This is a genomic window from Stenotrophomonas maltophilia (genome assembly GCF_006970445.1).
GTDB lineage: Bacteria > Pseudomonadota > Gammaproteobacteria > Xanthomonadales > Xanthomonadaceae > Stenotrophomonas > Stenotrophomonas maltophilia_AU.
The window spans coordinates 1,147,188-1,170,477 of sequence record NZ_CP033877.1 but is presented as its reverse complement, the minus strand read 5'-3'; the positions used below and the strand labels follow the sequence as shown (position 1 = coordinate 1,170,477).

Here is a 23,290-nt window from a genome sequence, read left to right as displayed (position 1 = left end):
CTGCGAAGCACAATGCCAACGACATCGCGCAGAAAGAAAAGCCCCGCATCGGCGGGGCTTCCTTTTCTAACCAAATCAGTGGCCTGAGATGAGATCTACTGGCTTTTTGCTCAAGCGAGCGAGCAGAATCAGTAGACCTTCGACGCCCGGAGCCAATGCGTTGGCCCTATTCTCAGAAGCATTGAATGATCACCAGGCGTTCGTAGGCTCACGAACCATATCAACCAGTTCCTGGATGCCTTCGTTCTGCATCCGGCTGAACCCCACCGCCGGGGTCCATCCTGCCTCGGAGCCAGCGAACTGCAGAACTGTATAGCTCGCGACGTCGAGCGATAGTAGTCGACCAAGCCAAGGCTTCGCGAATCGGGTATGCATCAGCTTTTTCCGACGACAGCCTCAGACACCGTCACAGTCACCACCTGCATTGGCTAGTAGGACAACTTCACGCAGGGAACCCTGGATGTCCGCCACTGAGCTGCAAATGTTCTCGGGCGCCACGTCGAACTTTGCAGGGCCGGCCCGACGCTTGAAAGCAGCAAATTCGGACATGCATTGCCCTGCCAGCTTCTTGGCATCCAGCTTCGACGCGGCCTGAACCACTGAATTGCCCTGCGCAGCGAGGTAGCACTTGTAGTCCTCTGAAAGCGCTCCATCCATACGGAATCGCGACAGCCCAACCAAGTGCCGAGGAGCGGCAGCGCTCCTGCTGCCCCCTATCAAGGCGAGACCAAGCTCAGCACCGTCTGCTCCAACACAAGCATATGGCGTCTGAGAGCACAGTGACTTGCTCTCGGAACTTTTGTGCACCACCAGCGAGGCAAGAATAGAGTGTTCGGCCATCTCAATGTCCGCCGCGAGTCTCTCTGACAGCGGACGGGCGGCTAGCGAGGACCCAAATTGAGCACAAAAGACGAAGCACGAAATCAGTGCGGTGGTTTTCATAGACTCACCAGAAATGTCGGAAAGCGCGCAAGCTGACACATATTAATTCTCCACGCCTGCTCGGGGGCGAATCAAGAACAGCACTCTCGCGCAAAAGCTTGAGAAACTCATCGAGGACAACGCTGCCAGCCAGGCACGGCTCGGAGAGCAACCTAACCAAGGCGTAGAGCTCGTGACGTCGAGCGAAAGTAATCGATCAATCCAAGGCTTCGCGATTAGCGAACGCTTCAGCTATTCGTCTTCGTCACCTGCAGCCTCAAGTCTATCGTTGATGAACTGAAGTGCTCTGCGATGTTCTTGCAGCACGGTATCGTGAGCAGGAGTTCCAGGAACGGCTGCATCCGAGAATGCGCGAATGACCTCCTTCGCCTCGCCATAGCGCTCCAGCTGAATCAAACAGTCCACCAACCCAGAAACAACGAACGCGTCACGCGTTCGGGTTTTTTCAAGCTGGCGCAAGGCTTGCAGCGATAGATTCGCGTCATTTGTTCGAAAACCGAGGCCGACCAACAATAGCCAAGCGCGCTCGGAAGAGGAATCACGTTCAACGATCTCCAACAGTTGCTGACGAGCACCATCCACGTCGCCCGACTCCAGCAGCAACTTGGCACTCCTAATATCGCTCTCCTTGATCAAGTCTTGACAGCGGTGCGGGACGCAGCCGGTCATGCAACGAAGAAGCCCCCCACACCCCAGGCTGTCTGAAGTCTCCACCAGCGCGCGTGCAGGTAGTCTTACAGCCTTGGATACGGCTTTGGCGGTCAGCAACGAAGTCGTCGTCATCCCCGTCGGCACACGCAGATTTGATCAATGCAACAGCCATCTGCGACGCTGGGCTATGCGGATTCAGAATACCGTTCGGCCCGACTCCCAACATCTCACCCGCCTTAAGGGCATTCCTAAGGCTATCGCTGTTGATCTTTGGACCAAAATCCCAGTTGCCGTTCGGATTGCTGAGGTCTGTCCCATTGTGCGCCCCAACGGCACCCGGGGCGCCCGTGACCACGGGGGGCGGGGGCAGCAAAGGAATGGCCTGCATCCCATCGGGGTCAACCGATGCGAGCGGGTTGCCCTTCACGTAGCCATAGGTGCTGATTCCCCCCTGCAATCCGAGCGGGTCTGACGTCACGAAGCGGCCACTGGCGGGATCGTATTCACGCTGAACGTTGTAGTGAAGGCCGCTTTCAGGGTCGTATCGCTGCCCAGGGAAGCGCATCGCGAACTCAAAAAGCGTGCCGTCCTGGTCCGGATCCTCGTTTGGTGCCGTCGCACCGACCACTTCCCCCTTCAGATCCCCACTCCAAACCGCCACGTCACGGGCTGAGTCAATGACAATACGAGCGGTACCCAGATGATCCGGCTGGACGTAGTAGAGGGCGCTACCCTTCAGCAATCCGACAGGCAATTTGTCCAACCAGATCACCTGCTGACGTGCAATACCCGCCTGGTCGTACTCCCCCAGCCATTGCCCGCGCTCATCGTAGAGACTCAGTGCTGAGGCACCTCCGGCCTTACGGGCTCTCTGCTGGCCAAGATCGTTGTAATGGTATTCCGCAGCAACCGTGCCGTTTCGCTTCACCGCACTCAGGCGCCCCATTGCGTTGTAAGCAAACTCGCGCTGTCACCCTCGGGCAATGTTCCAGGCGGTGGAACGAGCCTCCGGGCCTAATCGCTCAAGGGCCGAACCCCACGGCCATTGAAACGACTTTCTCATCTCGGGTGAAGAAACATATGTTAGATCCACCTTCCGAGAAGGCGCAGACGCGCTCAACGTCGAAGGAACCCAGCTTCGCTCGCGCAGTGTCCATCGAGCCGTATCTACGCGCAGCACTGACCGCCTTGGACGCCGGATCACCGATCGCAACCCCCTTCAGCCTCAGGCCCTTCAGACTCTCGACACGAGCCGAGGAAGGACGATCGGCCGCGATCGATGAGACGCGAATCTCATCGATTGTTCGGAACTTCGGCTCAACGTCAGGATTGGAGCTAACTATCACCTCCAGCTGTGTGGCTGGATCCCGGTATACACGCCGAATTAGACCCACGGCATCTACGACCTTGTCGCCCTCTCCATACCGGCGAAGGACCTCACGTTCGCTGTAGGCATGAGGAAGGTATGCGCCGTCGCGGAACACCTTTGATACGTAGTCTACTCCAGCCGTTCCCGCCGCAGAGTACGCGGCCGCGGCCAGCAATCCAAGTCCAACCAAGGCGACTTTGCTTGTCTTCATAATGATCTCTGAATGCTCAGAAGAATGGGATGATCACCGGGCGTTCGTAGTTCATCCGCTGATAGGAGATCGGTTTTGAAGGATTGCGAGCCTTTGCCTCGCGAACCATATCAACCAGTTCCTGGATGTCTTCGTTCTGCATCCTGGTGCACCCCACAGCCGGGGTCCAGCCCTGCCTCGGCGCCAGCGGATTGCGGAGCCTTGACCCACCACCATGGATCCACCTGCCACGCGGGTCATCGGTCTTCAGAATGTCGTTGGGGCCATAAGCCCTGTCGTTCATCTTGTAGGGCCCCCTTATGGGATAGACATTTGCAGACTGGTAGGGACCAGCCGCACCGGGAAGCGCATTGCCTGCGACGGCGCTTAGCGACTGCCAGGATCTAACAACATTGCCGCCATCATCATAGTATGTGGTAACACCAAGATTCTGATACGTCACGATAGAGTCCAGCCCATCGGGGTCAACACCCGACATGGGATTCCCATTGACGTAGGCGTACGTTGAAACCCCTGCCGCCAGTCCGATTGGATCGCTCTGCACATACCGTCCAGCAGCCGGATCATAATCACGATGCATGTTCTGACTCAGAGCAGAAATCGCATCGTACCTTTGACCAGGGAGGCGGAGACTGAACTCGAAGTTGGCCCCGTCCAGATCGGGATCTTCATTCGGCAAAGTTGAGCCAAACGCCTCGCTCTTCAAGTCCCAGGTCCAGACAACGGCGTCTCGCACAGGATCGATGATCACTCGAGGTGCCCCCAGATGATCCGCCTGAACATAGAAAAGGGCATCCCCCTTCATTACACCTACCGGCAGGTCATCGAGCCAAATCAGCTGCTGAACGCTACCGGTGTCCAAGCCGTAGTCACCAAGCCATCGCCCTTGTTCGTCATAGAGGGAATGGCTGACTTCCCCTCCCGCGACCCGGCGGCTTTGCTGCCCCAGCTCGTTGTAACGATACTCTGCAGCGGGCACTCCGTTCAGACGCACGATGCTCATGCGGTTCGCTGCGCTGTAGGAATAGTCTCTTCCATTTCCGGCATTCGACACCATGTTCCCCACAGAATCATAGCTCCGTGCCGCACCGGAAATGCTTTGCAGACGATGGCTCTCTGCCGGGTAAACGTAGGTCTGCTCCAAGCCATTGACCTTTGCCGAGAGGCGATTGCCCGTTGCGTCGTACGCATAGCTCTCGATAGTGACCCCTGTGGCCGCATCCGTGAACGCCGTGAGGCGTCCCAACGAGTCGTAAGCAAGCGCAATGGACGGCTCCCCGGTCGCAGAGCCGCTCAAGGCGATGAGATCTCCAGCGGTATTGAACGTATAGCCAACACTGAGTCCACCTACCCCGCTTCCGCGCAACCCAAGGGGACGATAGTCCTGGTCCAACTCTCGCAGCAAGGTGCGGCCATTGCCGTAGACCCAGCCAGCGGAGGGACCAAACGGATAGCGCTTCGCTCCAGAGACAAGGATCTGGCGCGAAGCTCCAGGGCGGGTAACCCCGACCTCAATGACAGAGCCTGTAGTGTCACGCACGTAGTCGACGCGACTTCCATCAGGATAAGTAAGCCCACTCAGACGGCCTGCTTTGGTGTAGCTGTATTGAACGGATAGCACCTTGCCTTCCAAAGCCTGGACCTTTCTGGTTACGTTACCCGCTTGGTCGTAGCAGTACTTCGTCATGCCGCTTTGGTCCTGACGTGCGGCCAAACGACCTGATGCGAAGCTCTCGTTCGCATTACATACACTGTCCGCGATGTCGTAGGAGTAAGTGGCCACAATCTCCTGGTCGCCATAGACCTTGCGTGTGACGCGCCCCAAGGCATCAAAGCCATAGGCGACCGTCTTCCCATTCGCATCGACACGACTGGCAGGCTGCCCTGCACTGTTGTACGTACCAAGGGTCAGTCCAGTGTCAGGACTTTGCTGGGAGATGAGATCACCGAGACCGGAGTAGTGATAGGTCGTCGCGAGCCCCTTTGGATCAATGACGCTGCTTGTCCGGCCTTCGGCGTCATACTCATATCGGGTCTGAACGGCCAATCCGCCGACATCCTGCAACGTCCGACTTAGCTGGCCAAGGGCATCGTACTCAAACTGCGTCTTGCGTTTCAGGGCATCGGTGATGAGCTGGACGTTGTTCGTCAGGTCATAAGTAAAGTCGGTTGAATTCCCCGCTGCCGTCTTCTGGGACACCAGTTGCCCCAACTTGTTGTAAACGCGAGAGAGCGAACGCTTCAGTACACCACCTGCGTCGAACACCTCCTCTTTGGTGCGATTGCCTGCCACATCGAGGGTGTAGCGAATGTTGTTCCCGGGCCCGTCATTGATCTGGACGAGACGGTGCGCATCATCGTAGGCGTAGCTGAGGGAGACTCCATCGGGGTCAACAATCGAGGCGACATTGCCTGTCGCATCATAGGAAAGGGAGGTCACGCGATCGTTGGTAGACGCAGCTCCGTCCATGCTGTTCCGCTCGGTTATCGAAGTGAGCTTGCCTCGAGTGGAATAGCCAAAATCATGGATCGTGCCGGTCGCGTCTCGAAGGCGCCTGACACGTCCATTTCGGTCGTAGGCCAGCCGTGTCGTCACTTGACCGAGAGCATTGGTCTCGGACTGAAGGTCACCAGCACGGTGGCAGGAGCCCCCGAGAACGCCGCAACCCGACTCATCCGCCGTGAGGTAGTAGCTGTACCTGGTAACGTCCTGAACATCGGACCGCGGCCCGTCTTCGGCAAGGACAAGACCGACTTGCGGGCATTGGGTGGCATCCACCGCCGAGCAGTAGGCGGTGGTCCATTGACGAACCCCAGCGGGTGCATTGGTTGCAGTTCCGCACGCATACCCGACCACAGCCGAATTGGCAGGATCCACCTCGCACCGCGCGACCTCCAGGCCCAACGCGTTGTACTTCCATGAACTGCTGGAAACGGCCACGCCCGCAGAGTTCTTTACCACCCGGCTCAGGGGCAAACGCAGTGCGCTATCCCACGTGGTCGTGGTGGTGCGCTGCTGCGGGGTGTCGACGGCGTCAACCTGTTCGGCCAGCAGCCCGTCAGCCGTGTAAGTGGTCCTTGTAGTGATTCCCTTGAAGTCCGTGACCGACGCCGGGTAGCCGTTCACGTCATAGGTCATGGCCTTGTAGGGTTGGTTGCATTGGTCACCACAGGCGGCCGAACCACCCGCGGGCATCAGACGCCCCTTTCCTGTATCCACGAAGCCCAACTTGGAAGTGGCTCCGAGTGGCCCCTTGACGGTTACCGGCAGCGTTCCCTTCCAGGTGGAAGCGGCGTAGTCCAGAGTTGTGGTATCAACTCCGCCAGCGAACTCAGCGTGATAAGCGCGATGAGCGTAGTCGAATTTAATGGTCTCGTAACGGATGCCTTTCTCATCCACAATCCCTGTGAGGAAAGACGTCCCTGCGACAGTGGGACTGTTTGCTGTTTCGTTGTAGATGTAGCCCTTGCTTGTGGTATCCGGATAGATCACCGATGCAAGCTGTCCTGCGGGGTTGTAGCCAAACGTTTGCGATGCACCGTCTGGCAACATCATCGTGGTCAATCGCGATGAGGCATCATACTTGAAGCTCAAGGTGCGCCCGCTGACGTCGCCAACGGTCAACAGGAGCCCAGCGACTGGCGCCACATCTGCCGGCGTGGTTGCGTCTGAATACTGCAAGGACAGAAGCTTCCTGCCTGCAGAGTCATAGACCTCCTTCAGCAAGCCTGTTGCATCGTAGACTTCGGTTTGGCGGTTGGCCGCCAACTGCAATGCATAGCCGGTGCCCGCCTCTCGATCGACGAGCACGTCTGCGACATCGGCATCGACGATCCAGCCGCTTGGGGTTCGAGTGAACAGCTCTGAACTGCCATCCGGCCGAATGGCACGAATGAACGTGCGGTCTCCGGCCGCTCCCGTGGTGGGCGCAAGCACTTCAAGTCGCCGATCAAAAAGATGGCGCCACTGACGACCCAAAGAAGAACCCGGGGCACGAGCAGAACTGTTGTAGAACCGCCGGAACATCAGGCCTGAAGGAGACTCGAAGTCCGTTTCCTGCCGATAGAAGTTACCAGTGGAGGTATTGATCGGGTCACCCTCAAACGGGCTTCCTGGATCACGGGCATTGGCCTTTGAAGCACTATCAGCAGCACCTCGAGCCCCAGTTCCATCGGTAGCGGAGCCGAGCCCGGCCGAACAACGCTTCTGGCAACCGCCGAAATTCTTCTGGGGCTGTCCAATCAATATCTCGGAAGCAAAAACGTTGTCACTAACACTTCCATTAACGTAGATCGTCGCAGCCCAGCCGTCGGTGCCGTATCGCACCGTGACAACGGGCGGCTTGGTGCACTTGGGGTCCTGTTGGCAAGGGGCTTGGATCTTCCCAACCAAGAAGTTGACCGCCGCACCTATGCTCTCAAACGAACCAACCCCGCGAAACGACTGGACCGTGTAGGGAGGGCCGTAGTAGGTGGCTGCACTTGCAGTCGATAGGCCGCCCAATGCCAAGCAGAAAGATAGGATCGCGGCAGCCTTGTAACTGCGCAGGGGCATTGCAAATGCCATTGGTACACGCTCCATGTGAAAGACAATTGGCAAGTCCGGCCAAAGGATTCCATCCGACATCAGTCCTTAATGCGCGGAACGAACATCTTTCCCCCGACCTCTCTGGGGATCGGCAAATCCTAGAGCAAGCTAATGACAGATTTTGTGCGGCAAGACAAGCTTTGGGGAAGCACATCGCAATTGAGCATAGGCCCGCGGTAACCGTGTTCGTAGGGTGTGCGACAGCCCCGCGCCAGCTCACTAGGCTTATGCCTGTCCTTCACGCCGTAATCAAGACCCGCCGAAACCATGCACCGGCGATGGGCTCGAGCAGACGGTTTTACCGGGTCGCTCTCCATTCTGATTCGCTCAGGTGTGTCGCCAGTCATCCATCAACACCTTGCTGTAGGTAGAAGGTTAGATCACGGCCGTATTCTGCCAAACAAAAAAGGCCCCCATCCATAAAGATGAGGGCCTCTATCAACACTAAAATCGTCAAGTAGGAATCAGAACGGAATATCGTCGTCAGCGAAGTCGTCCATCGGCGGCGCCTGCTGCGGCTGCGGGCGCTGGTTGCCACTCTGGTTGCCGTAACCGCCGCCCTGGTTGCCGCCCTGGTTGCCATAGCCACCACCCTGGCCGCCACGCTGGCCACCGCCGCCGCCGTACTCCTGGCGCGGCGCCTGCTGGCGCTGCGGACGATCGCCGCCGTAGTTGCCACCACCGCCGCCACCGCCGCCGCCTTCACCGCGGCCGCCCAGCATCTGCATTTCATCGGCAATGATGTCGGTGGAGTACTTCTCCACGCCGTCCTGGCCGGTGTACTTGTCGTAGCGCAGACTGCCTTCGACGTAGACCGAGCTGCCCTTGCGCAGGTACTCGCCGGCGATCTCGCCGAGCTTGCCGAAGAACACCACGCGGTGCCATTCGGTGCGCTCCTGCTGGTTGCCATCCTTGTCCTTGCGGACGCTGGTGGTGGCCAGGCTGATGCGGGTGATCGCCATGCCGCCCTGGGTGTACTTCACGTCCGGGTCGTTGCCGAGATTGCCGACCAGGATGACTTTGTTGATGCCGCGCGCCATAGGTACCTTCGTCCGTTGTCCAGGGGCAGACCGCCAGTGATAGCACAGCCCCGGCCGGGGGTGCAGTACGCTGGGCCGCCCCTGTTGAAATTTGGGGGAATGCGAGAACGACGCATCTTACCATTGCCGCCGCCATCCGCCCGGTCAGGAGACCCCGACCGCACCGAAGGATCACGCTGATTTCCTTGTCCGGCAATGACTTACCTGTGCCCAGGCCGACGTTAAGAGGGGCATTCGCGTCTGCGCATGGCATCATGCCCGGGCACCTCCCACCTGCCCGCTCCGCCCACACATGACGATCAAAGGCAAAGCCACCTCCCTGGACATCGCCCACCTGGCCGGGGTCTCCCAGCCGACCGTGTCGCGGGCCCTGCGTGGCAGCCCGATGGTCAACGCCGAGACCCGCGAGCGCATCCTGCGCATCGCCCGCGAGCTGAACTACAAGGTCGACAAGAACGCCTCCAGCCTGCGCCTGCGCAACGCCGGCACGCTGGCCCTGCTGTTCTTCGAGGACCCAACCAACGACGACTCGCTGATCAACCCGTTCTTCCACTCGATGCTGGGCTCGATCACCCGTGCCTGCGCCCTGCACGGGCAGGACCTGCTGGTCTCGTTCCAGCAGCTGTCCACCGACTGGCAGGCCGACTACGAGGACAGCAACAAGGCCGACGGCATCATCCTGCTCGGCTACGGTGACTACCACGAATCGCGCGACCGCCTGCAGCGGCTGGTCGAACAGGGCACACATTTCGTGCGCTGGGGCGCCGCCCTGCCCGGCCAGCCCGGCGTGTCGATCGGCAGCGACAACTTCCAGGGCGGGCACGACATCACCACCCACCTGCTGCAGCAGGGCTGCCGCCGCATCGCCTTCCTCGGCCATGCGTCCAGCCACTACCCCGAATTCCAGGAACGCTACCGCGGCCATGTGGCGGCCCTGCAGGAACACGGCCTGGCGGCGAAGCCGGCGCTGCAGCACGATGCGATCACCACTGAAGCCTCCGGCCAGGAGGCCTGCCAGGCGCTGCTGGCGCGCGGCGAACCGATCGATGCGATCTGCGCGGCCAGCGACCTGATTGCCATCGGCGCGATGCGCGCCCTGCGCGAGGCCGGGCTGCGGGTGCCGGAGGACGTGGCAGTAACCGGCTTCGACGACATCCCGCTGGCGGCTTCGGTGTCCCCGGCGCTGACCACCGTGCAGCAGGACACCAAGCAGGCCGGCCAACTGCTGGTGGAGCGCCTGCTGGCACTGATCGGGCGGCAGCCGGTGGACAGCCAGAGCATCCCGGTGAAGCTGGTGGTGCGGGAATCGTCGCTGCGCCGGTAGGTGCCGCCAGACCTCCGGCCACACCCCAACGCACGACGGCGGGATTCTCCCCCCATGACCAACGGCGGATGCGCACGGACGCGGTTGCGCGGATAACGCGCAGACATTGCCCAGGGAAAGGTGTACGTCGCATGCTGAAGATCGATTCGCTGTCCAAGACGTACGCCAACGGCGTGCATGCCCTCAACAACGTCACCCTGGACATCCCGCGCGGCATGTTCGGCCTGCTCGGCCCGAACGGCGCCGGCAAGTCCTCGTTGATGCGCACGCTGTCCACCCTGCAGGAGGCCGACAGTGGCACGGCCACCCTCAGCATTCCGGGTGAGGCGCCGATCGACGTGCTGCGCGACAAGGACGCCGTGCGCCGCCGGCTGGGCTACCTGCCGCAGGATTTCGGCGTGTACCCGAAAGTCAGCGCGCTGGACCTGCTGGAACACTTCGCGGTGCTCAAAGGCCTGACCCAGCGCGCCCAGCGCCGCGAGGTGGTCGATGGACTGCTGCAGCAGGTGAACCTGTGGGACGCGCGCAAGCGCAAGCTGGGCACCTACTCCGGCGGCATGCGCCAGCGCTTCGGCATTGCCCAGGCGCTGCTGGGTGACCCGCGGCTGGTGATCGTCGACGAACCCACCGCCGGCCTCGACCCGGAGGAACGCAACCGCTTCCTCAACCTGCTGGCGGCGATCGGCGAAAACGTGGCGGTGATCCTGTCCACCCACATCGTCGAGGACGTGACCGACCTGTGCCCGACGATGGCGATCATGAACAAGGGCCAGGTGCTGCTGACCGGCCGCCCTGCCGAGGCCATCGACGCGCTGCAGCACCAGGTCTGGCGCAAGCAGGTCGATCCTTCGGAACTGGCCGACCATGAAGCACGCTACGTGGTGCTGTCGACCCGCCTGGTCGGTGGCCGTCCGGTGATCCACGTGCACAGCGCCAACGCCCCCGGTGACGGCTTTGCGGCCGTGGCTCCCGACCTCGAGGACGTGTACTTCCAGCGCCTGCGCCTGCAGGCCCGTGCCCGCGCGGCAGCCTGAGCGGAGCACGCCATGATCCTCAACTTCTTCCGTTTCGAGCTGCGCGAGCAGCTGCGTTCCCCGCTGCTGTGGCTGCTGGCCGGGCTGTTCGCCCTGCTCGCCTTCGCCGCGGCCTCCAGCGACGCCGTGCAGATCGGTGGCGGCAGCGGCAACGTGCACAGCAACGCGCCCACCGTGATCGCGCAGATGCTGGGCATCTTCACCCTGCTCGGCATGCTGGTCACTGCCCTGTTCGTCAGCAATGCGCTGCTGCGTGACTTCGAACTGGGCACCGCCGAGCTGATCTTCGCCAGCCCGGTGAAACGCCGCGACTACCTGGCCGGGCGCATCGCGGCCGCCCTGGCGGCAGGCCTGCTGGTCTACGTCCTGATCGCGTTCGGGCTGTGGCTGGCGCCGTTCATGCCGTGGGTCGATCCCGAACGCATGGGCCCGATCAGCTGGCAGGGCTATGCGTGGACGTTCGCGGTCATCGTCATTCCGAACCTGTTGTTCACCACCGCGCTGCTCTCGCTGCTGGCGGCGCTGACCCGCTCGATCCTGTGGGTCTACATCGGCCTGGTGGCCTACCTGGTGCTGTACGGTGCCAGCGCGGCCCTGCTGCGCGACATCGACAACACGTGGATCGCGGTGTTGAGCGAACCGCTGGGGATGCGCGCGCTCGGCCGCACGATCCGCTACTGGTCCACCGCCGAACGCAACAGCGGGATTCCCGAGTTGGCCGGTTACCTGCTGGCCAATCGCGCACTGTGGTTGGGCGTGGCTGCCGCGCTGTTCGCCGCTACCTTCGCGCTGTTCCGCACCGAGCGCAGTGGCAGCGGCCGCCGTCGCTGGGGCCGCAGGCAGGCGCTGCCGGTTGCCGATGCCGCCGGCGCCCGCCCCACCCGCGCGACACTGCCGCGCGTGGTACCGGCATTCACCGCCACCACGGCGTGGCGGCAGTTCCTGCGACAGGTGCGCTTCGATACACGCGGCGTCCTGCGCAGCGTGCCGTTCATCGTGCTGCTGGTGCTGGGCCTAGCCAACTTCCTGCCCAGCGCGCTGTTCCGGCAGACCCTGTACGGCACCTCGATCTGGCCGGTCACGTCCCAGATGATCATGGGGCTGCAGGGCGCCTTCAGCTGGCTGCTGGTGATCATCGTGCTGTTCTTCGCTGGTGAGCTGGTCTGGAAGGAACGCAGCGCGCGCATCAATGAAGTGACCGATGCCATGCCGGTGCCGAACTGGGTGCCGCTGCTGGCCAAGTTCACCGCACTACTGGCGGTGATCGTCTGCTTCCAGGCGGCCGGTGCAGTGGCCGCGATGGGCGTACAGCTGGCCAAGGGCTACACGCATCTGGAGCCGCTGCTGTACCTGCGCAGCCTGGCGCTGGATTCGGTGGTCTACATCCTGATGGGTGGCCTGGCACTGGTGCTGCAGGTACTCACCAACAACAAGTTCGTCGGTTACGCACTGCTGATCGTGGTGATGATCGGCCAGGGTGTGCTGGGCCTGCTCGACTACACGCAGAACCTGTACAACTTCGGCAGCTGGCCCAACGCGCCCTATTCGGACATGAACGGCTACGGCCACTTCCTGACCGGGCAGCTGGCGTTCCAGGGTTACTGGGCGCTGTTCCTGCTGGCACTGATGTGCCTGGCATCGGCGTTCTGGGTACGGGGTGTCAGCCAGGGCCTGCGCCAGCGCCTGGCGCTGGCCGGTCGACGCCTGCGCGGCCCGACCGGTGCCTTCGCCGGGCTGGCGGCACTGGCCTTCATCGGCGTGGGTGGCTGGCTGTACTGGAGCACCAACATCCGCAACGAGTTCATCTCACCCGACCAGCAGCTGGATCTGCAGGCCCGCTACGAGCGCGAACTGTCGAAGTACCGCACCCTGCCGCAGCCCCGCATCGTGGCGGTGGACAATCGCGTGGATCTGTTCCCCGAATCGCAGTCGATGGTGATCGATGCGAACTGGACGGTGCGCAACACGCATGCCGTGCCGATCCAGGACGTGCACGTCTCGATGAGCGACGACAAACAGCTGGTCGCGGTCGACCTGGGCGGGCAGACCTTGTCGATGTACGACGCCGACCTTGGCTACCGCATCTACCGTCTGGCCACCCCACTGCAACCGGGTGAAAGCCGCAACGTGCATTTCCGGGTGGTGCAGAAACCCAACGGCCTCACCGCTGGCCAGGCACCGAGCAACATCGTGGACAACGGCACGTTCTTCAACAGCCGCGTACTGCCGTCCTTCGGCTACAACGAGGGCGCCGAGATCAGCGACCGCAACGAACGCCGCAAGCGCGACCTGGGTGAGCCTCGGCGCATGCCCAAGCTGGAAGACGAAGCCGCACGTGCCAACACCTACATCTCCAACGATGCCGACTGGCTCGACTTCCGCACCACGGTCTGCACGGCACCGGACCAGGTGGCGCTGGCCCCGGGCTACCTGCAGCAGGAGACCACGGTGAAAGGCCGACGCTGCTTCAGCTATGCCATGGACCGGCCGATGCTGAACTTCTATGCGTATCTGTCGGCACGCTGGGAGGTGCGCAGGGCGAAGTACAGGGACATCCCGATCGAGGTCTACTTCGATCCGGCGCACGGCTACAACGTGGACCGGATGATCGAAGCGGTGCAGAAGTCGCTGGCGTACTACGAGGCGAACTTCACGCCGTACCAGCACCGCCAGGTGCGCATCATCGAGTTCCCGGGCTATGCCCGCTTCGCACAGTCGTTCGCCAACACCATCCCCTACTCCGAGGCCATCGGCTTCATCGCTGACCTGCGTGACCCGGACAAGGTGGACTACGTGTTCTATGTGACCGCGCACGAGATCGCACACCAGTGGTGGGCGCACCAGGTGATTGGTGCCAACGTGCAGGGCGCGACGGTGCTGTCCGAATCGTTGTCGCAGTACTCGGCGCTGATGGTGATGGAGCAGGAGTACGGCCGCCAGCACATGCGCCAGTTCCTCAAGCGCGAGCTGGACGGCTACCTGTCCGGCCGCGGCGGCGAGGCCATCGAGGAGCAGCCGCTGGAGCGCGTGGAGAACCAGCAGTACATCCACTACCAGAAGGGTTCGCTGGTGTTCTATCGGCTGCGCGAGGAGATCGGCGAGCAGGCGCTGAACCGGGCATTGAAGCGCTTCCTGCAGGACAAGGGCTACCAGCAGCCGCCGTACACCACCTCACGCGAACTGCTGGGCTACATCCGCGCCGAGACCCCGGCCGATCGCCAGCAGCTGGTCACCGACCTGTTCGAGAAGATCAGCTTCTACGACAACCGCGTGATGGCCGCCAGCGCCCGCAAGCGCGATGACGGTCGCTACGACGTGACCCTGGACCTGCACGCGGCCAAGCAGTACGCCGATGGCAAGGGCAAGGAGAGCGACGCGAAGATGGATGACTGGGTCGAGGTCGGCGTGTTCGCCAACGGGCCGTCGGGCAAGGAGCGCGACCAGAAGGTGCTGTACCTGCAGCGCCATCACATCACCAGCGCCACGCCGAAGATCACGGTGACGGTGGATGAAAAGCCGGATGAAGCAGGCTTCGATCCGTACAACAAGCTGATCGACCGGGTGAGCGATGACAACCGGCGCAAGGTGACGATGTGAGGCAACGGAGCGCCGGCCGATGTGTCGGCGCTCCGCCTGAAACCTGCAGTGCCTAGCCATGCTCGGCACAGTGCCTTCAGCGACCACCAGGGTTCAGCGCGCTGCTGCTTTCGGCCCCAGCAACGCCAGCAGCACATAGACCACGATCGAGGCGACGGTGCCGAGCGCCGCCGGCAACCCGAATGCCCACGCCGGACGGCCCTGCTGGCGCGCCCACTGGCCCAGATGCCAGGCCGCGCCCAGGTTGATCAGCCAGGCAATGGCGAACACCGGCCACAGCACCATGCCTACCGCACGCAGCACGGGCATGGACACCAGCGCGACGACGATGGCCGCGATCAGGAAGATCAGCGCGGAGCGGGAATGGCGGGGTGCGAGCGTGTTCATGCGGAAATCCTGCGCACCATCACCAGTACGCGATGACTGCGGTTGTCGGCTTCCTGCAGCGGCTTCCAGCCCAGCCGGGCGTAAAGGCCACCATCCAGCGCTTCGGTCTGCAGGTACAGGTCGGAAACCTCCATCCGCGCCGCCTGCGCCGCCGCCTGTTCCACCAGCGTGCCAGCCAGCCCACGCCCGCGATGACTATCGGCCACGAACACGCTGCCCAGCCAATGTCCGTACTGTGGGAACGCCTGCATTTCCCGGCGCTTGAGCTGGACTGCGCCGACCACCTGACCGTCATCGAACGCGGCGATCAGGTGCGGAAAACCCTCGGCGTCCTGCGGCCGATTGAGCCGTTGCAGCTCCTGTTCCAGCGACAGGCCCGCGTCCTGGCCCCATTGCGCGTGGTACCACTGCGCCAGTTGCAGGCGTTCCGGTGCGTCCACTGTCAGCTCTCTGAATTCCACCATTGCCCGCTGTTCCACTCCGCTGCCAGTCCCATCCCCATGCGTTACGACCATGCCCGGATCAGCCCCACCAACCACCGTCATCGTGGCAGCCGCATGTACGCATGGGCGTTCTGCCAGAAGAAGCGCTCCCGGTGCTCCCGCCACTCCTCCTTTTCAAACAGCTTCAGGAACAGATCAAGGTAGCTACGGGCCGAGTTGACCATTGCCTGCATGTGCCAGTCGGAACCATAAGCGACCTTGCTCATGAACCCGTAATCCATCTGCGTATCCCGGGCGCGTCTCAGGTTCCGCTCGAAGTCCGACATGTCCCCGCCAAGCAGGCCTTCCAGATGCCCTATCTCGCAGTACACGTTGGGGTATCGGACACACAGGTCAACTACCTGCCATGCATAGTTGCCCTTCTTCCACTCGACCTCTTCGGCATCCCAGCCAGCCGAAACCGGCCTTTCCCTGGGAGCGCGCTGCCCGCCGGCGTGTCCCAGGCACAATCGCAGTTCTTTGCGGCTGCTCAGCACATCGGCCCAGTATTCCGGGTTCGCGAACGCTCCCTCCTTGCGCGGGGTCTGAAACCCCACCGGGGTGCAATGCGCGAAGATCGGCGTGTCATGCTCCAGGCAGAAGTCGTAGAACTCGTTGATCCGCCGGGCATGGACCGCGTCCCCATGGGGCTTGTAACCCATCGCCGGATAGAACTTGAAACCAATGAATCCATCCTTGAGTGCGGATTCAAGCAACCCTTTCCAGCCGCGCGGATTCGGATCATCGCGGCGCGGATCGAATGCGAAAAAGCCATGCAGCTCCGGGAACTTCTTCTGCAGTTTCACCATGTTCCCGGTGCGCTTGGGCAGGTGATAGTTGGCCATTGGCCCGCCCGGGTACGCCAGCTCCATGTCCATCATCAGATGGGCGTACTCCATGGAGGGCAGGGACTCACCGTACGCCACCTGCAAGCGCTGGAAAATCGTTTCCTCTGAACCCAGCAGAGTGAAGAAGAACTCGGCGTAGTTACCGATCGTACTCGTCGGATCACGCACCACCAGTGCCATGAAACGTTCCAGCGCGCGCTTCACGGTGCTGCGCGCCCAGTCGACCAGACCTGCCGGCGCCATCAATTCCTGCACGAGAGAATCGGTGGACGGCGCGGCGGCGGTGTCGGGCCCACCCGTTGCAGAAATGGCCTGCTCCAGCTCACGGAGAATCGCCATCAGGTCGGAGCCCCGCATGGCGTCTGCTTGCGGTGAGTCGGCGGTCAGCGCGGCCAGACCATCGGCATCCGGCAGCCCCGCCGCAATGCCCACCTGGAACTCATGGCTGGCGACGTTGCAGATCGACGCAATGTAGTCGATCTGTTCGTGCCCGCCATGGTCATGAAGACTATGCAGGTGCAACTGCTGTAGCCGAGAGAACTCCGCCTGCTCGCCCGTTGTTTCCGTCAGCAGGTACAACAGCTTCGCCAGAGGTCGGGCCAAGGGACTTGACCACGCACCCATCGCGCCGGCGATGATGCTTTCCAGCGGCAGATGCCGCGCATTGAACAGATGGGTGTGCAGATCGACGACACGTACGGGCTTATCCTGCGCTGCTGCCATGGCGCTGCTCCTTGCGTCCTGTCGGTCCGCGGACTCTAGCAAACGCCCCGCCCCCCGCAAGTGCATGCATCGGACACATTCGTCCGAAAGGACATTCAGCCCTGCGCGAAGTCCTTCAGGATCTCGCCAATGCCGCTGGGCGAGATCTCGAAGCCCAGCGGGGTGCCCGGGTTGATCACCACGCCGTATCCACCCGGCACGCGGCGCAGCACGTCCAGCATCAGCCAGCGGATCTGGTGCGCTGCCTGCTGGCTGTGGATGCCCACCCGCGACGGGTCGGTGAACACGGCCACGTGCAGGGTGCCCTGCTTGTCGAACAGCAGCGGGTCGAAGCCACTGCCATCGGGGGTCACCAGGCTGCCGGTCAGCAGCACCACCTCGGAGGCGACGAAGGCCTCCATGAAGGCGCGGATCGGCACCGCCCCGTCCATCGCCGCCTTCAGCAGGGTTTCGATCGGGGTCTGCGGGGCGAGGTCGGTCATGGCGGTACGGTGGGCTGCGGGGGGAGGCCATTGTAGAGTCGAGCTTGCTCGACTGCTCGAAAAGCGTGCCAACCAAGGTTGGCACCCACCAGAGCGGTAGGCAGGTGCCGGGAGTCCGAGGGTGCCGGCCAGCGGCCGGCACTACCGCCCCAGACGCAAGTCCCGCGCCTTCTGGTCGGCCATCGCCTTGTCCAGCTCGGCCTGCAGCACCGGCTGCTGTACGGCGGCGTCCAATACGTAGACCTTCACTCCGTGCGCGGGCACTTCAGCCTTCAGGGAGCCGTCCACCCGCAACGAACCTCCCTCCAGCGCATCGCGCCAACTGCCTGCCTGAAGATAGCGATTGACGTCGAATATCTTCGCCCTGTCGCCCTTGTTCAGCAGCACCAGCGCGGTCTGCGCCACGTCGCCCTGCTGCAGCACGCGGAAGAACACGGCCTCATCGCCCTTCAGGCGTTCGATCACCTGCAGGCCGCGCTGCAGCGCCGGGGTGGCTGCGCGCAGCCTGGCGATACGCTGCAGCGGCGCGAAGATCGGGCTCTGCGGGGCCGCATCCACACGCGGCTGGCCGAAGTAGGCGCGGTTGCCTGCGTGCTCGGCGCGGCCACGCATGAAACCGGTCTCCGAGCCGTAGTAAACCACCGGAATGCCGCGCGCAGTGAACAGCCAGTTGTGTGCATCGATGAAGCCACTGTCGCTGGCCTGCAGTCGTGGCATGTCATGGTTGTCGTAGAAGCTCATCAGCTCATACGGGTTGGCATACGGGCCACCGCTCAGGTGCAGTGGCTCGGCCAGGGTTTCAAAGCCCTTGCCGGCGGTGCCGAAGGTCTGCTCCAGCGCGCCGCGCAATGGGAAATCGAGCACGCTGACGTTGGCGTTGGCCGGCAAGGTGTGCTCGGCAATGCGTGCGGCATCGTAATCGAACGCTTCGCCGAACATGAACATGCCCGGGTGCTCGGCGCGGATGCGCTTCACGAAGGCATGCCACCATGGGTGCGGCAACCAGCCGATGGTGTCGATGCGCAAGGCATCCACGCCCTGCGCGGTCCACTGCAGGTAGGCACCCACCAGGTAGTCCATCACCGCCGGATTGTCCTGGTTGAAGTCGGACAGCTCGGCGAGGTTGCCGTCGAAGATCGAACCGTCCTTGCTGTCGACCGGGCCGATGTTGTTGTAGAACGCCTGCAACGGGTTGTGCTTCGGATCCAGCTTCTGCGGTGGCAGGTTCTGGTGGTCAGCGATCAGCGTTCCGTCCTTGTCGAAGATCTGCCCGAACTGCGGCTGCCGCGTCGGCATGGTCCAGGCCGGCGAACCGTGGTTGCCGACGATGTCCAGCACCACCTTCAGGCCAGCACCGTGCAGGCCCTTGGTCAGCCCGGCGAAGTCCAGGTCCTTGCTGGGCAGGTGCTCATCAAGTTTGTAGAAGTTGATGCCCCAGTAGCCGTGGTAGCCGGTCTTGCCGCGATCGGTCAGCGTGCTGGTGCAGCTGATCGGCTTGCTGCCGGTGAACGCCTCGTCCGGGTTGTCGACGATGGGGGTAATCCACACCGCACCGAAGCCGAGGTTGCGGATGTACTGCGCATTGTCGAGCACGCCGCGGAAGTCACCACCGAGATAGCCGATGTTGCCATCCACCTTGTCCGGGCATGGCACCGGGATGTCGAAGGTGCGGTGCGCGCCGCCCTGGTCACGATGGTCGTTGGACGGATCACCGTTGACGAAGCGGTCGGTGACCACGAAGTACACCGCATCGCTGGCGAACGGCTCGGTGGTGCCCACATAGTCCGGGCGCGGCGCAGCCGCCGCATGGCCGGCCATCAGTACCAGGGAAACAGCAACAGACAGCGCACCACGCATCACACCACCTCCGGACGGGACGGAACCCGCAGCACGCACAGGCCGGCGATGAACAGGCTGCAGCCGCCCAGCACCAGTACATGCATCGGCTGGCCACCCAGCAACGTACGCAGGGCGAAGCCGAGCGCGCTGGCCGCGACCAGCTGCGGGATCACGATGAAGAAATTGAAGATGCCCATGTACACGCCCATTTTCGACGCCGGCACGCTGTCGGACAGCAGTGCGTAGGGCAGCGAGAGGATGGATGCCCAGGCGAAGCCGACGCCGACCATCGACAGCAACAGCCAGTGTGGGTCGCGGATGAACATCAGCGAGACCAGCCCGGCACCGCCCAGCCACAGGTTGACCAGGTGGCTCCAGCGCAGGCCGATCGCACGCACCATCAGCGGAATCAGTACCGCTGCCAACGCGGCGAAGCCGTTGTAGGCGCCAAACAGCACACCCACCCAGTTGGCACCCTCGTTGTAGGCCGCCGACTCCGGTTCGGTCGAACCGAAGTGGGCGCCGGCCACTGCTGCGGTGGTGTAGATCCACATCGCAAACAGCGCGAACCACGAGAAGAACTGCACCCACGCCAGCCGCCGCATGGTGACCGGCATCGCGCGCAGGTCGCCGACGATGGCGGCCAGCATATGCGTGGCCGGCAACGTGCGCGCGAGCGCCAGCAGCAGGCCGTAGCCGGCACACAGGCCAGCCAGCACATACAGCATCCTGTCGCCCTGCCGCCACGCGATCAGCAGCGCCAGCAGCACGCCCAGCCCCAGCCATATGGCCACCTGCGCCCAGGGGGCCGGACCGCTGATCGTCGCCGCCGCGTGATGTGCCGGCGGCTCGGCATCGTCGAACCCGGCCAGCTCCGCCGGTGAATATTCGCGGGTGCTGACCACCGTCCAGGTAATCGCCGCCAGCAGCACCACCGCGCCGAAGTAGAACGCATAGCGCACGGTGTCCGGGACTTCACCTGCGGCGGCCGTATTGGCGACCCCGAAGTGGGCCAGGATGAACGGCAGGAAGCTGGCGACGATGGCACCCACGCCGATGAAGAAGCTCTGCATGGCATAGCCGGTCGGGCGCTGGCGTGGTGCCAGCTGGTCGCCGACGAAGGCGCGGAACGGCTCCATCGATACGTTGATCGAGGCATCCAGCACCCACAATGTGCCGGCGGCGATCCACAACGTCGGTGAATTCGGCATCACCAGCAGGGCCAGTGTGGTCAGCACCGCACCGATCATGAAGTATGGACGACGGCGCCCCCAGCGCGTCCAGGTGCGGTCGGACAGGTAACCGATCACCGGCTGCACCAGCAGGCCGGTCAGCGGCGCGGCGATCCACAGCCCCGGTACCGCGTCGATGTCCGCGCCCAGCGTCTCGAAGATGCGGCTGGCATTGGCGTTCTGCAGGGCGAATCCGAACTGGATACCGAGGAAGCCGAAGCACATGTTCCAGATCTGCCAGAACGACAGCTGCGGTTTTGCCGTGCGATTCATCGTGCGCCCTCTGCCACCGCCACGGGTGCCACCACCAGCGCCTGCACCTGGGCCTGGTTGAGCACGCCATCGCGCCCGCCCTTGCCCCCTGTGTAGTGCGCGAAGTGCTGCAGCGCGCTCATGTTGAAGCCCTCTTCAAGCATGACCGTGCACCGGCCCTTGGGCACCGTGAATGCCGCCGAGGTCGAGTCCTGCACGGCCACGCTGTGCGGCAGGGTGACGGTGTGCCGCTGCAACGGCTGGCCCGGGCACTGCAGCACCAGCTGCTTCACCGCGGCGGTGACGCCGGTGTTGATCGGCCCGTTCGGATTGCGGTACTGCAGGCGCAGGCGCACCTGCCCGGCCCTGGCCGAGCTGAACTGCCAGCGCTGCGTACCCTTCGACCGCTGCTGCGGACCGACGCAGACCATCGGGCTGTGCAGCGATTCCAATGCGCCATCGCGCCGGGTCAGGCTGAGGCAATGCTGCAGGCCATCGTCACCGATGCGTGCCAGACCATTGTTGATGGTGAGCGCCCGACCGTCCTGCCACAGCACCTGGTCGGCAGCGACCATGACATTCCAGCCCCTGCCCTTGCGCTGCACCTGCGGTGCGGCCGGCGTGGCCGGTGCGCGCGCATTGGCGTCAGCCGTCGTCGCTGCGCTGCGCGGCGGCGCTGCGGCGGGGACCAGCTGCACGGTTGTGGTGGCGCCACGCGTCTTCACCTTACCCGCTACCAGCAATCCATCGCCCAGCTGCTTCGGGCGTTCCAGCACGTAGCGCCTGCCCGCAGCGTCGAGGCGGATGCTGCGCTGGCTGCCGAACAGTTCGGGCACCAGCGCGGCCGGCAGCTTGGGCTGCACGCGGCCATCATCCTGCACGCCGAATACGCCTTCGACCACCATCGACAGATAGCCGGCCACCGACCACAACTGGCGTTCGGAGTTGACCACCGGGCCACTCAGTGCGCCTTCCTCGACATGCACGGCCTGGCTGACCAGCTCGTAGTTCTCCATGTTGGAACCGGCCAGCGCGGCGCCCTGCATCAGCGAGCGGATCTCGGCGGCGATGCGCGGTGCGTCGTCCAGCTGCCGCGCCGCACGCAGCGAGTAGGCGCTGACAAACGGCCAGATCGCGCGGTTGTGGTAGATCGGCTGCTGCGCTTCCTGCGGCCAGACCACCGGACTGCCGGCCGGCCCCATCGGGTAGGCAGCCAGTGCACGGCGCGCGCGCTCGGGCGGCAGCACCTCGGCGAGGATGCCCAGCGACAGGCCAAGCAGATCGACCTTGGCGTACGGCACCGGGTGTGCGGCTTCGCCGATGTAGCTCATGTACTGGCCGATATCCTCGCGCCAGAAGCGTGCATCGATCTGCTTCGCCAACGCATCGGCCCACGCCTTGTAGTCGGCCGCACGGGCGTCGCCGTGCTGGTCGGCCAGGCGTTCGGCCAGGCGCAGTGCCTGGTAGTGCAGCACGTTGGTGGACAGTGCGTAGGAATCACCGATGAAGCGCACGTCCTCGCGGGTCCAGTCCGGATAGGTCTGCTCCCGCCAGTCCAGGAACGAGGTCTCGCCACGGTACAGGCCCACCTGCGCGTCGAACACCATCGCGCGGTCCTGCGCCAGCGTGCCCTGCAGCGCCTGCCAGACCTGGTCGGCAAACGCGCGATCCTCCAGCAGATGACGTGCAGCCAGGAACCACACCACGCGGTCGCTGCTGATCGGCCAGCTGCCACCGGAACCGGTGTCCTGCGCCACGAACAGGCCGGGCGTGTGCCCGTCCCGGGCCGCCGACAGCTTGAACTGCAACGACTGCCGGGTGCGCTTCGGGTCCAGGCGTGCGAGCGCCAGATCGGCGGCAAAGCTGACATCACGCGTCCACACGTAGGGCCAGCGTGCACCGGTCTGGAAGCACTCGCACGGCACCGGCCGGCCTTCGTCGAAGGCGGGATCACGGATTGCATCCACGCGGTCCTGGTCCATTTCCTGCTGGGCCAGCGCGAACAGGGCATCGAACATCACGCTGCCGGTCTGGCTGCGCATCGGCATGGGCGCGATATGCACCTCACCTTTCGGCGCATGCAGCACGAAGCTGCCCTTGGCAGCGGCTTCGGCACGCGCATGGCGGCCGTCGAATTGCAGGTCGGCCGCCTGCGCGGTCGATCCCAGCGCTGCCCCCAGGGCAGCGGTCAGGCAAATGATCTTCAGCATCGAAGCGGCGGACCGGCTTGCGCCCGTCGGCCTCCCTCCCTCTCTGCACGCGTTGTAGGTCCGCACCACCATTGCCGGT

At 63.3% G+C, this 23,290-nt stretch carries 16 protein-coding genes; 3 read left to right on the top strand and 13 right to left on the bottom strand.

Features of this window, described 5'->3' with window-relative positions; translation table 11 throughout:
- Positions 1-396: 396 nt before the first annotated feature.
- The 6 genes from EGM71_RS05350 to EGM71_RS05325 form a co-directional block, all read right to left on the bottom strand.
- Entirely contained in the window at positions 397-942 is a 546-nt protein-coding gene (locus EGM71_RS05350; protein WP_188488256.1) for an Imm57 family immunity protein, read from the bottom strand.
- Between the two features lie 231 nt (positions 943-1,173).
- Positions 1,174-1,545, bottom strand: coding sequence for a tetratricopeptide repeat protein (locus EGM71_RS05345; RefSeq protein ID WP_188488254.1), 372 nt, complete (start codon positions 1,543-1,545; stop codon positions 1,174-1,176).
- A 10-nt stretch (positions 1,546-1,555) separates the two neighbouring features.
- Complete coding sequence (locus tag EGM71_RS05340; RefSeq protein ID WP_188488252.1) at positions 1,556-2,539, bottom strand: RHS repeat-associated core domain-containing protein; 984 nt, start codon at positions 2,537-2,539, stop codon at positions 1,556-1,558.
- A 76-nt stretch (positions 2,540-2,615) separates the two neighbouring features.
- The gene (locus EGM71_RS05335; RefSeq protein ID WP_157355480.1) at positions 2,616-3,173 is read right to left on the bottom strand and encodes a hypothetical protein; all 558 of its coding nucleotides are present in this window, start codon (positions 3,171-3,173) and stop codon (positions 2,616-2,618) included.
- 16 nt (positions 3,174-3,189) lie between these two features.
- A complete protein-coding gene (locus EGM71_RS05330; protein ID WP_188488250.1) occupies positions 3,190-7,740 on the bottom strand; it encodes an RHS repeat-associated core domain-containing protein in 4,551 nt (1,516 codons plus the stop codon).
- 485 nt (positions 7,741-8,225) lie between these two features.
- Complete coding sequence (locus tag EGM71_RS05325) at positions 8,226-8,801, bottom strand: single-stranded DNA-binding protein (protein ID WP_188488248.1); 576 nt, start codon at positions 8,799-8,801, stop codon at positions 8,226-8,228.
- A gap of 292 nt (positions 8,802-9,093) precedes the next feature.
- Between EGM71_RS05325 and EGM71_RS05320 the strand changes: the two genes are divergently transcribed.
- The 3 genes from EGM71_RS05320 to EGM71_RS05310 all read left to right on the top strand — a co-directional run bounded on the left by EGM71_RS05320 (position 9,094) and on the right by EGM71_RS05310 (position 14,756).
- Positions 9,094-10,125, top strand: a complete 1,032-nt coding sequence (locus tag EGM71_RS05320; protein ID WP_188488246.1) for a LacI family DNA-binding transcriptional regulator — start codon at positions 9,094-9,096, stop codon at positions 10,123-10,125.
- Between the two features lie 131 nt (positions 10,126-10,256).
- Entirely contained in the window at positions 10,257-11,159 is a 903-nt protein-coding gene (locus tag EGM71_RS05315) for an ABC transporter ATP-binding protein (RefSeq protein WP_188488244.1), read from the top strand.
- A 12-nt stretch (positions 11,160-11,171) separates the two neighbouring features.
- Positions 11,172-14,756: an ABC transporter permease/M1 family aminopeptidase gene (locus EGM71_RS05310; protein ID WP_188488242.1), complete on the top strand. Its 3,585-nt coding sequence runs from the start codon at positions 11,172-11,174 to the stop codon at positions 14,754-14,756.
- 93 nt (positions 14,757-14,849) lie between these two features.
- Here the strand turns inward: EGM71_RS05310 and EGM71_RS05305 are convergent, their stop codons facing one another.
- From EGM71_RS05305 to EGM71_RS05275, 7 genes are all read right to left on the bottom strand, one after another.
- A complete protein-coding gene (locus EGM71_RS05305) occupies positions 14,850-15,143 on the bottom strand; it encodes a hypothetical protein (RefSeq protein ID WP_188488241.1) in 294 nt (97 codons plus the stop codon).
- Entirely contained in the window at positions 15,140-15,604 is a 465-nt protein-coding gene (locus tag EGM71_RS05300) for a GNAT family N-acetyltransferase (protein WP_188489752.1), read from the bottom strand. Before EGM71_RS05300 ends, EGM71_RS05305 begins: the two co-directional genes overlap by 4 nt.
- Before the next feature lie 80 nt (positions 15,605-15,684).
- Positions 15,685-17,196: an amidohydrolase family protein gene (locus EGM71_RS05295; RefSeq protein WP_188488239.1), complete on the bottom strand. Its 1,512-nt coding sequence runs from the start codon at positions 17,194-17,196 to the stop codon at positions 15,685-15,687.
- A gap of 95 nt (positions 17,197-17,291) precedes the next feature.
- Positions 17,292-17,678: an SseB family protein gene (locus EGM71_RS05290; protein WP_188488237.1), complete on the bottom strand. Its 387-nt coding sequence runs from the start codon at positions 17,676-17,678 to the stop codon at positions 17,292-17,294.
- A gap of 141 nt (positions 17,679-17,819) precedes the next feature.
- Entirely contained in the window at positions 17,820-19,535 is a 1,716-nt protein-coding gene (locus EGM71_RS05285) for an alpha-amylase family glycosyl hydrolase (RefSeq protein ID WP_188488236.1), read from the bottom strand.
- Positions 19,535-21,022 carry an MFS transporter gene (locus EGM71_RS05280; protein WP_188488234.1) on the bottom strand — a complete coding sequence of 496 codons (1,488 nt, stop codon included), beginning with the start codon at positions 21,020-21,022 and terminating at the stop codon, positions 19,535-19,537. Before EGM71_RS05280 ends, EGM71_RS05285 begins: the two co-directional genes overlap by 1 nt.
- Positions 21,019-23,211: a Six-hairpin glycosidase-like protein gene (locus EGM71_RS05275; protein ID WP_188488232.1), complete on the bottom strand. Its 2,193-nt coding sequence runs from the start codon at positions 23,209-23,211 to the stop codon at positions 21,019-21,021. The genes EGM71_RS05280 and EGM71_RS05275 overlap by 4 nt, the downstream gene beginning before the upstream one ends.
- Positions 23,212-23,290 lie beyond the last annotated feature (79 nt).

Coding starts and splice junctions, on each gene's coding strand:
- EGM71_RS05310 (WP_188488242.1), top strand. CDS start 11,172: ATGATCCTCAACTTCTTCCGTTTCGAGCTGCGCGAGCAGCTGCGTTCC.
- EGM71_RS05275 (WP_188488232.1), bottom strand. CDS start 23,211: ATGCTGAAGATCATTTGCCTGACCGCTGCCCTGGGGGCAGCGCTGGGA.
- EGM71_RS05285 (WP_188488236.1), bottom strand. CDS start 19,535: ATGCGTGGTGCGCTGTCTGTTGCTGTTTCCCTGGTACTGATGGCCGGC.
- EGM71_RS05335 (WP_157355480.1), bottom strand. CDS start 3,173: ATGAAGACAAGCAAAGTCGCCTTGGTTGGACTTGGATTGCTGGCCGCG.
- EGM71_RS05295 (WP_188488239.1), bottom strand. CDS start 17,196: ATGGCAGCAGCGCAGGATAAGCCCGTACGTGTCGTCGATCTGCACACC.
- EGM71_RS05350 (WP_188488256.1), bottom strand. CDS start 942: ATGAAAACCACCGCACTGATTTCGTGCTTCGTCTTTTGTGCTCAATTT.
- EGM71_RS05325 (WP_188488248.1), bottom strand. CDS start 8,801: ATGGCGCGCGGCATCAACAAAGTCATCCTGGTCGGCAATCTCGGCAAC.
- EGM71_RS05280 (WP_188488234.1), bottom strand. CDS start 21,022: ATGAATCGCACGGCAAAACCGCAGCTGTCGTTCTGGCAGATCTGGAAC.
- EGM71_RS05305 (WP_188488241.1), bottom strand. CDS start 15,143: ATGAACACGCTCGCACCCCGCCATTCCCGCTCCGCGCTGATCTTCCTG.
- EGM71_RS05315 (WP_188488244.1), top strand. CDS start 10,257: ATGCTGAAGATCGATTCGCTGTCCAAGACGTACGCCAACGGCGTGCAT.
- EGM71_RS05340 (WP_188488252.1), bottom strand. CDS start 2,539: ATGGGGCGCCTGAGTGCGGTGAAGCGAAACGGCACGGTTGCTGCGGAA.
- EGM71_RS05320 (WP_188488246.1), top strand. CDS start 9,094: ATGACGATCAAAGGCAAAGCCACCTCCCTGGACATCGCCCACCTGGCC.
- EGM71_RS05330 (WP_188488250.1), bottom strand. CDS start 7,740: ATGGCATTTGCAATGCCCCTGCGCAGTTACAAGGCTGCCGCGATCCTA.
- EGM71_RS05290 (WP_188488237.1), bottom strand. CDS start 17,678: ATGACCGACCTCGCCCCGCAGACCCCGATCGAAACCCTGCTGAAGGCG.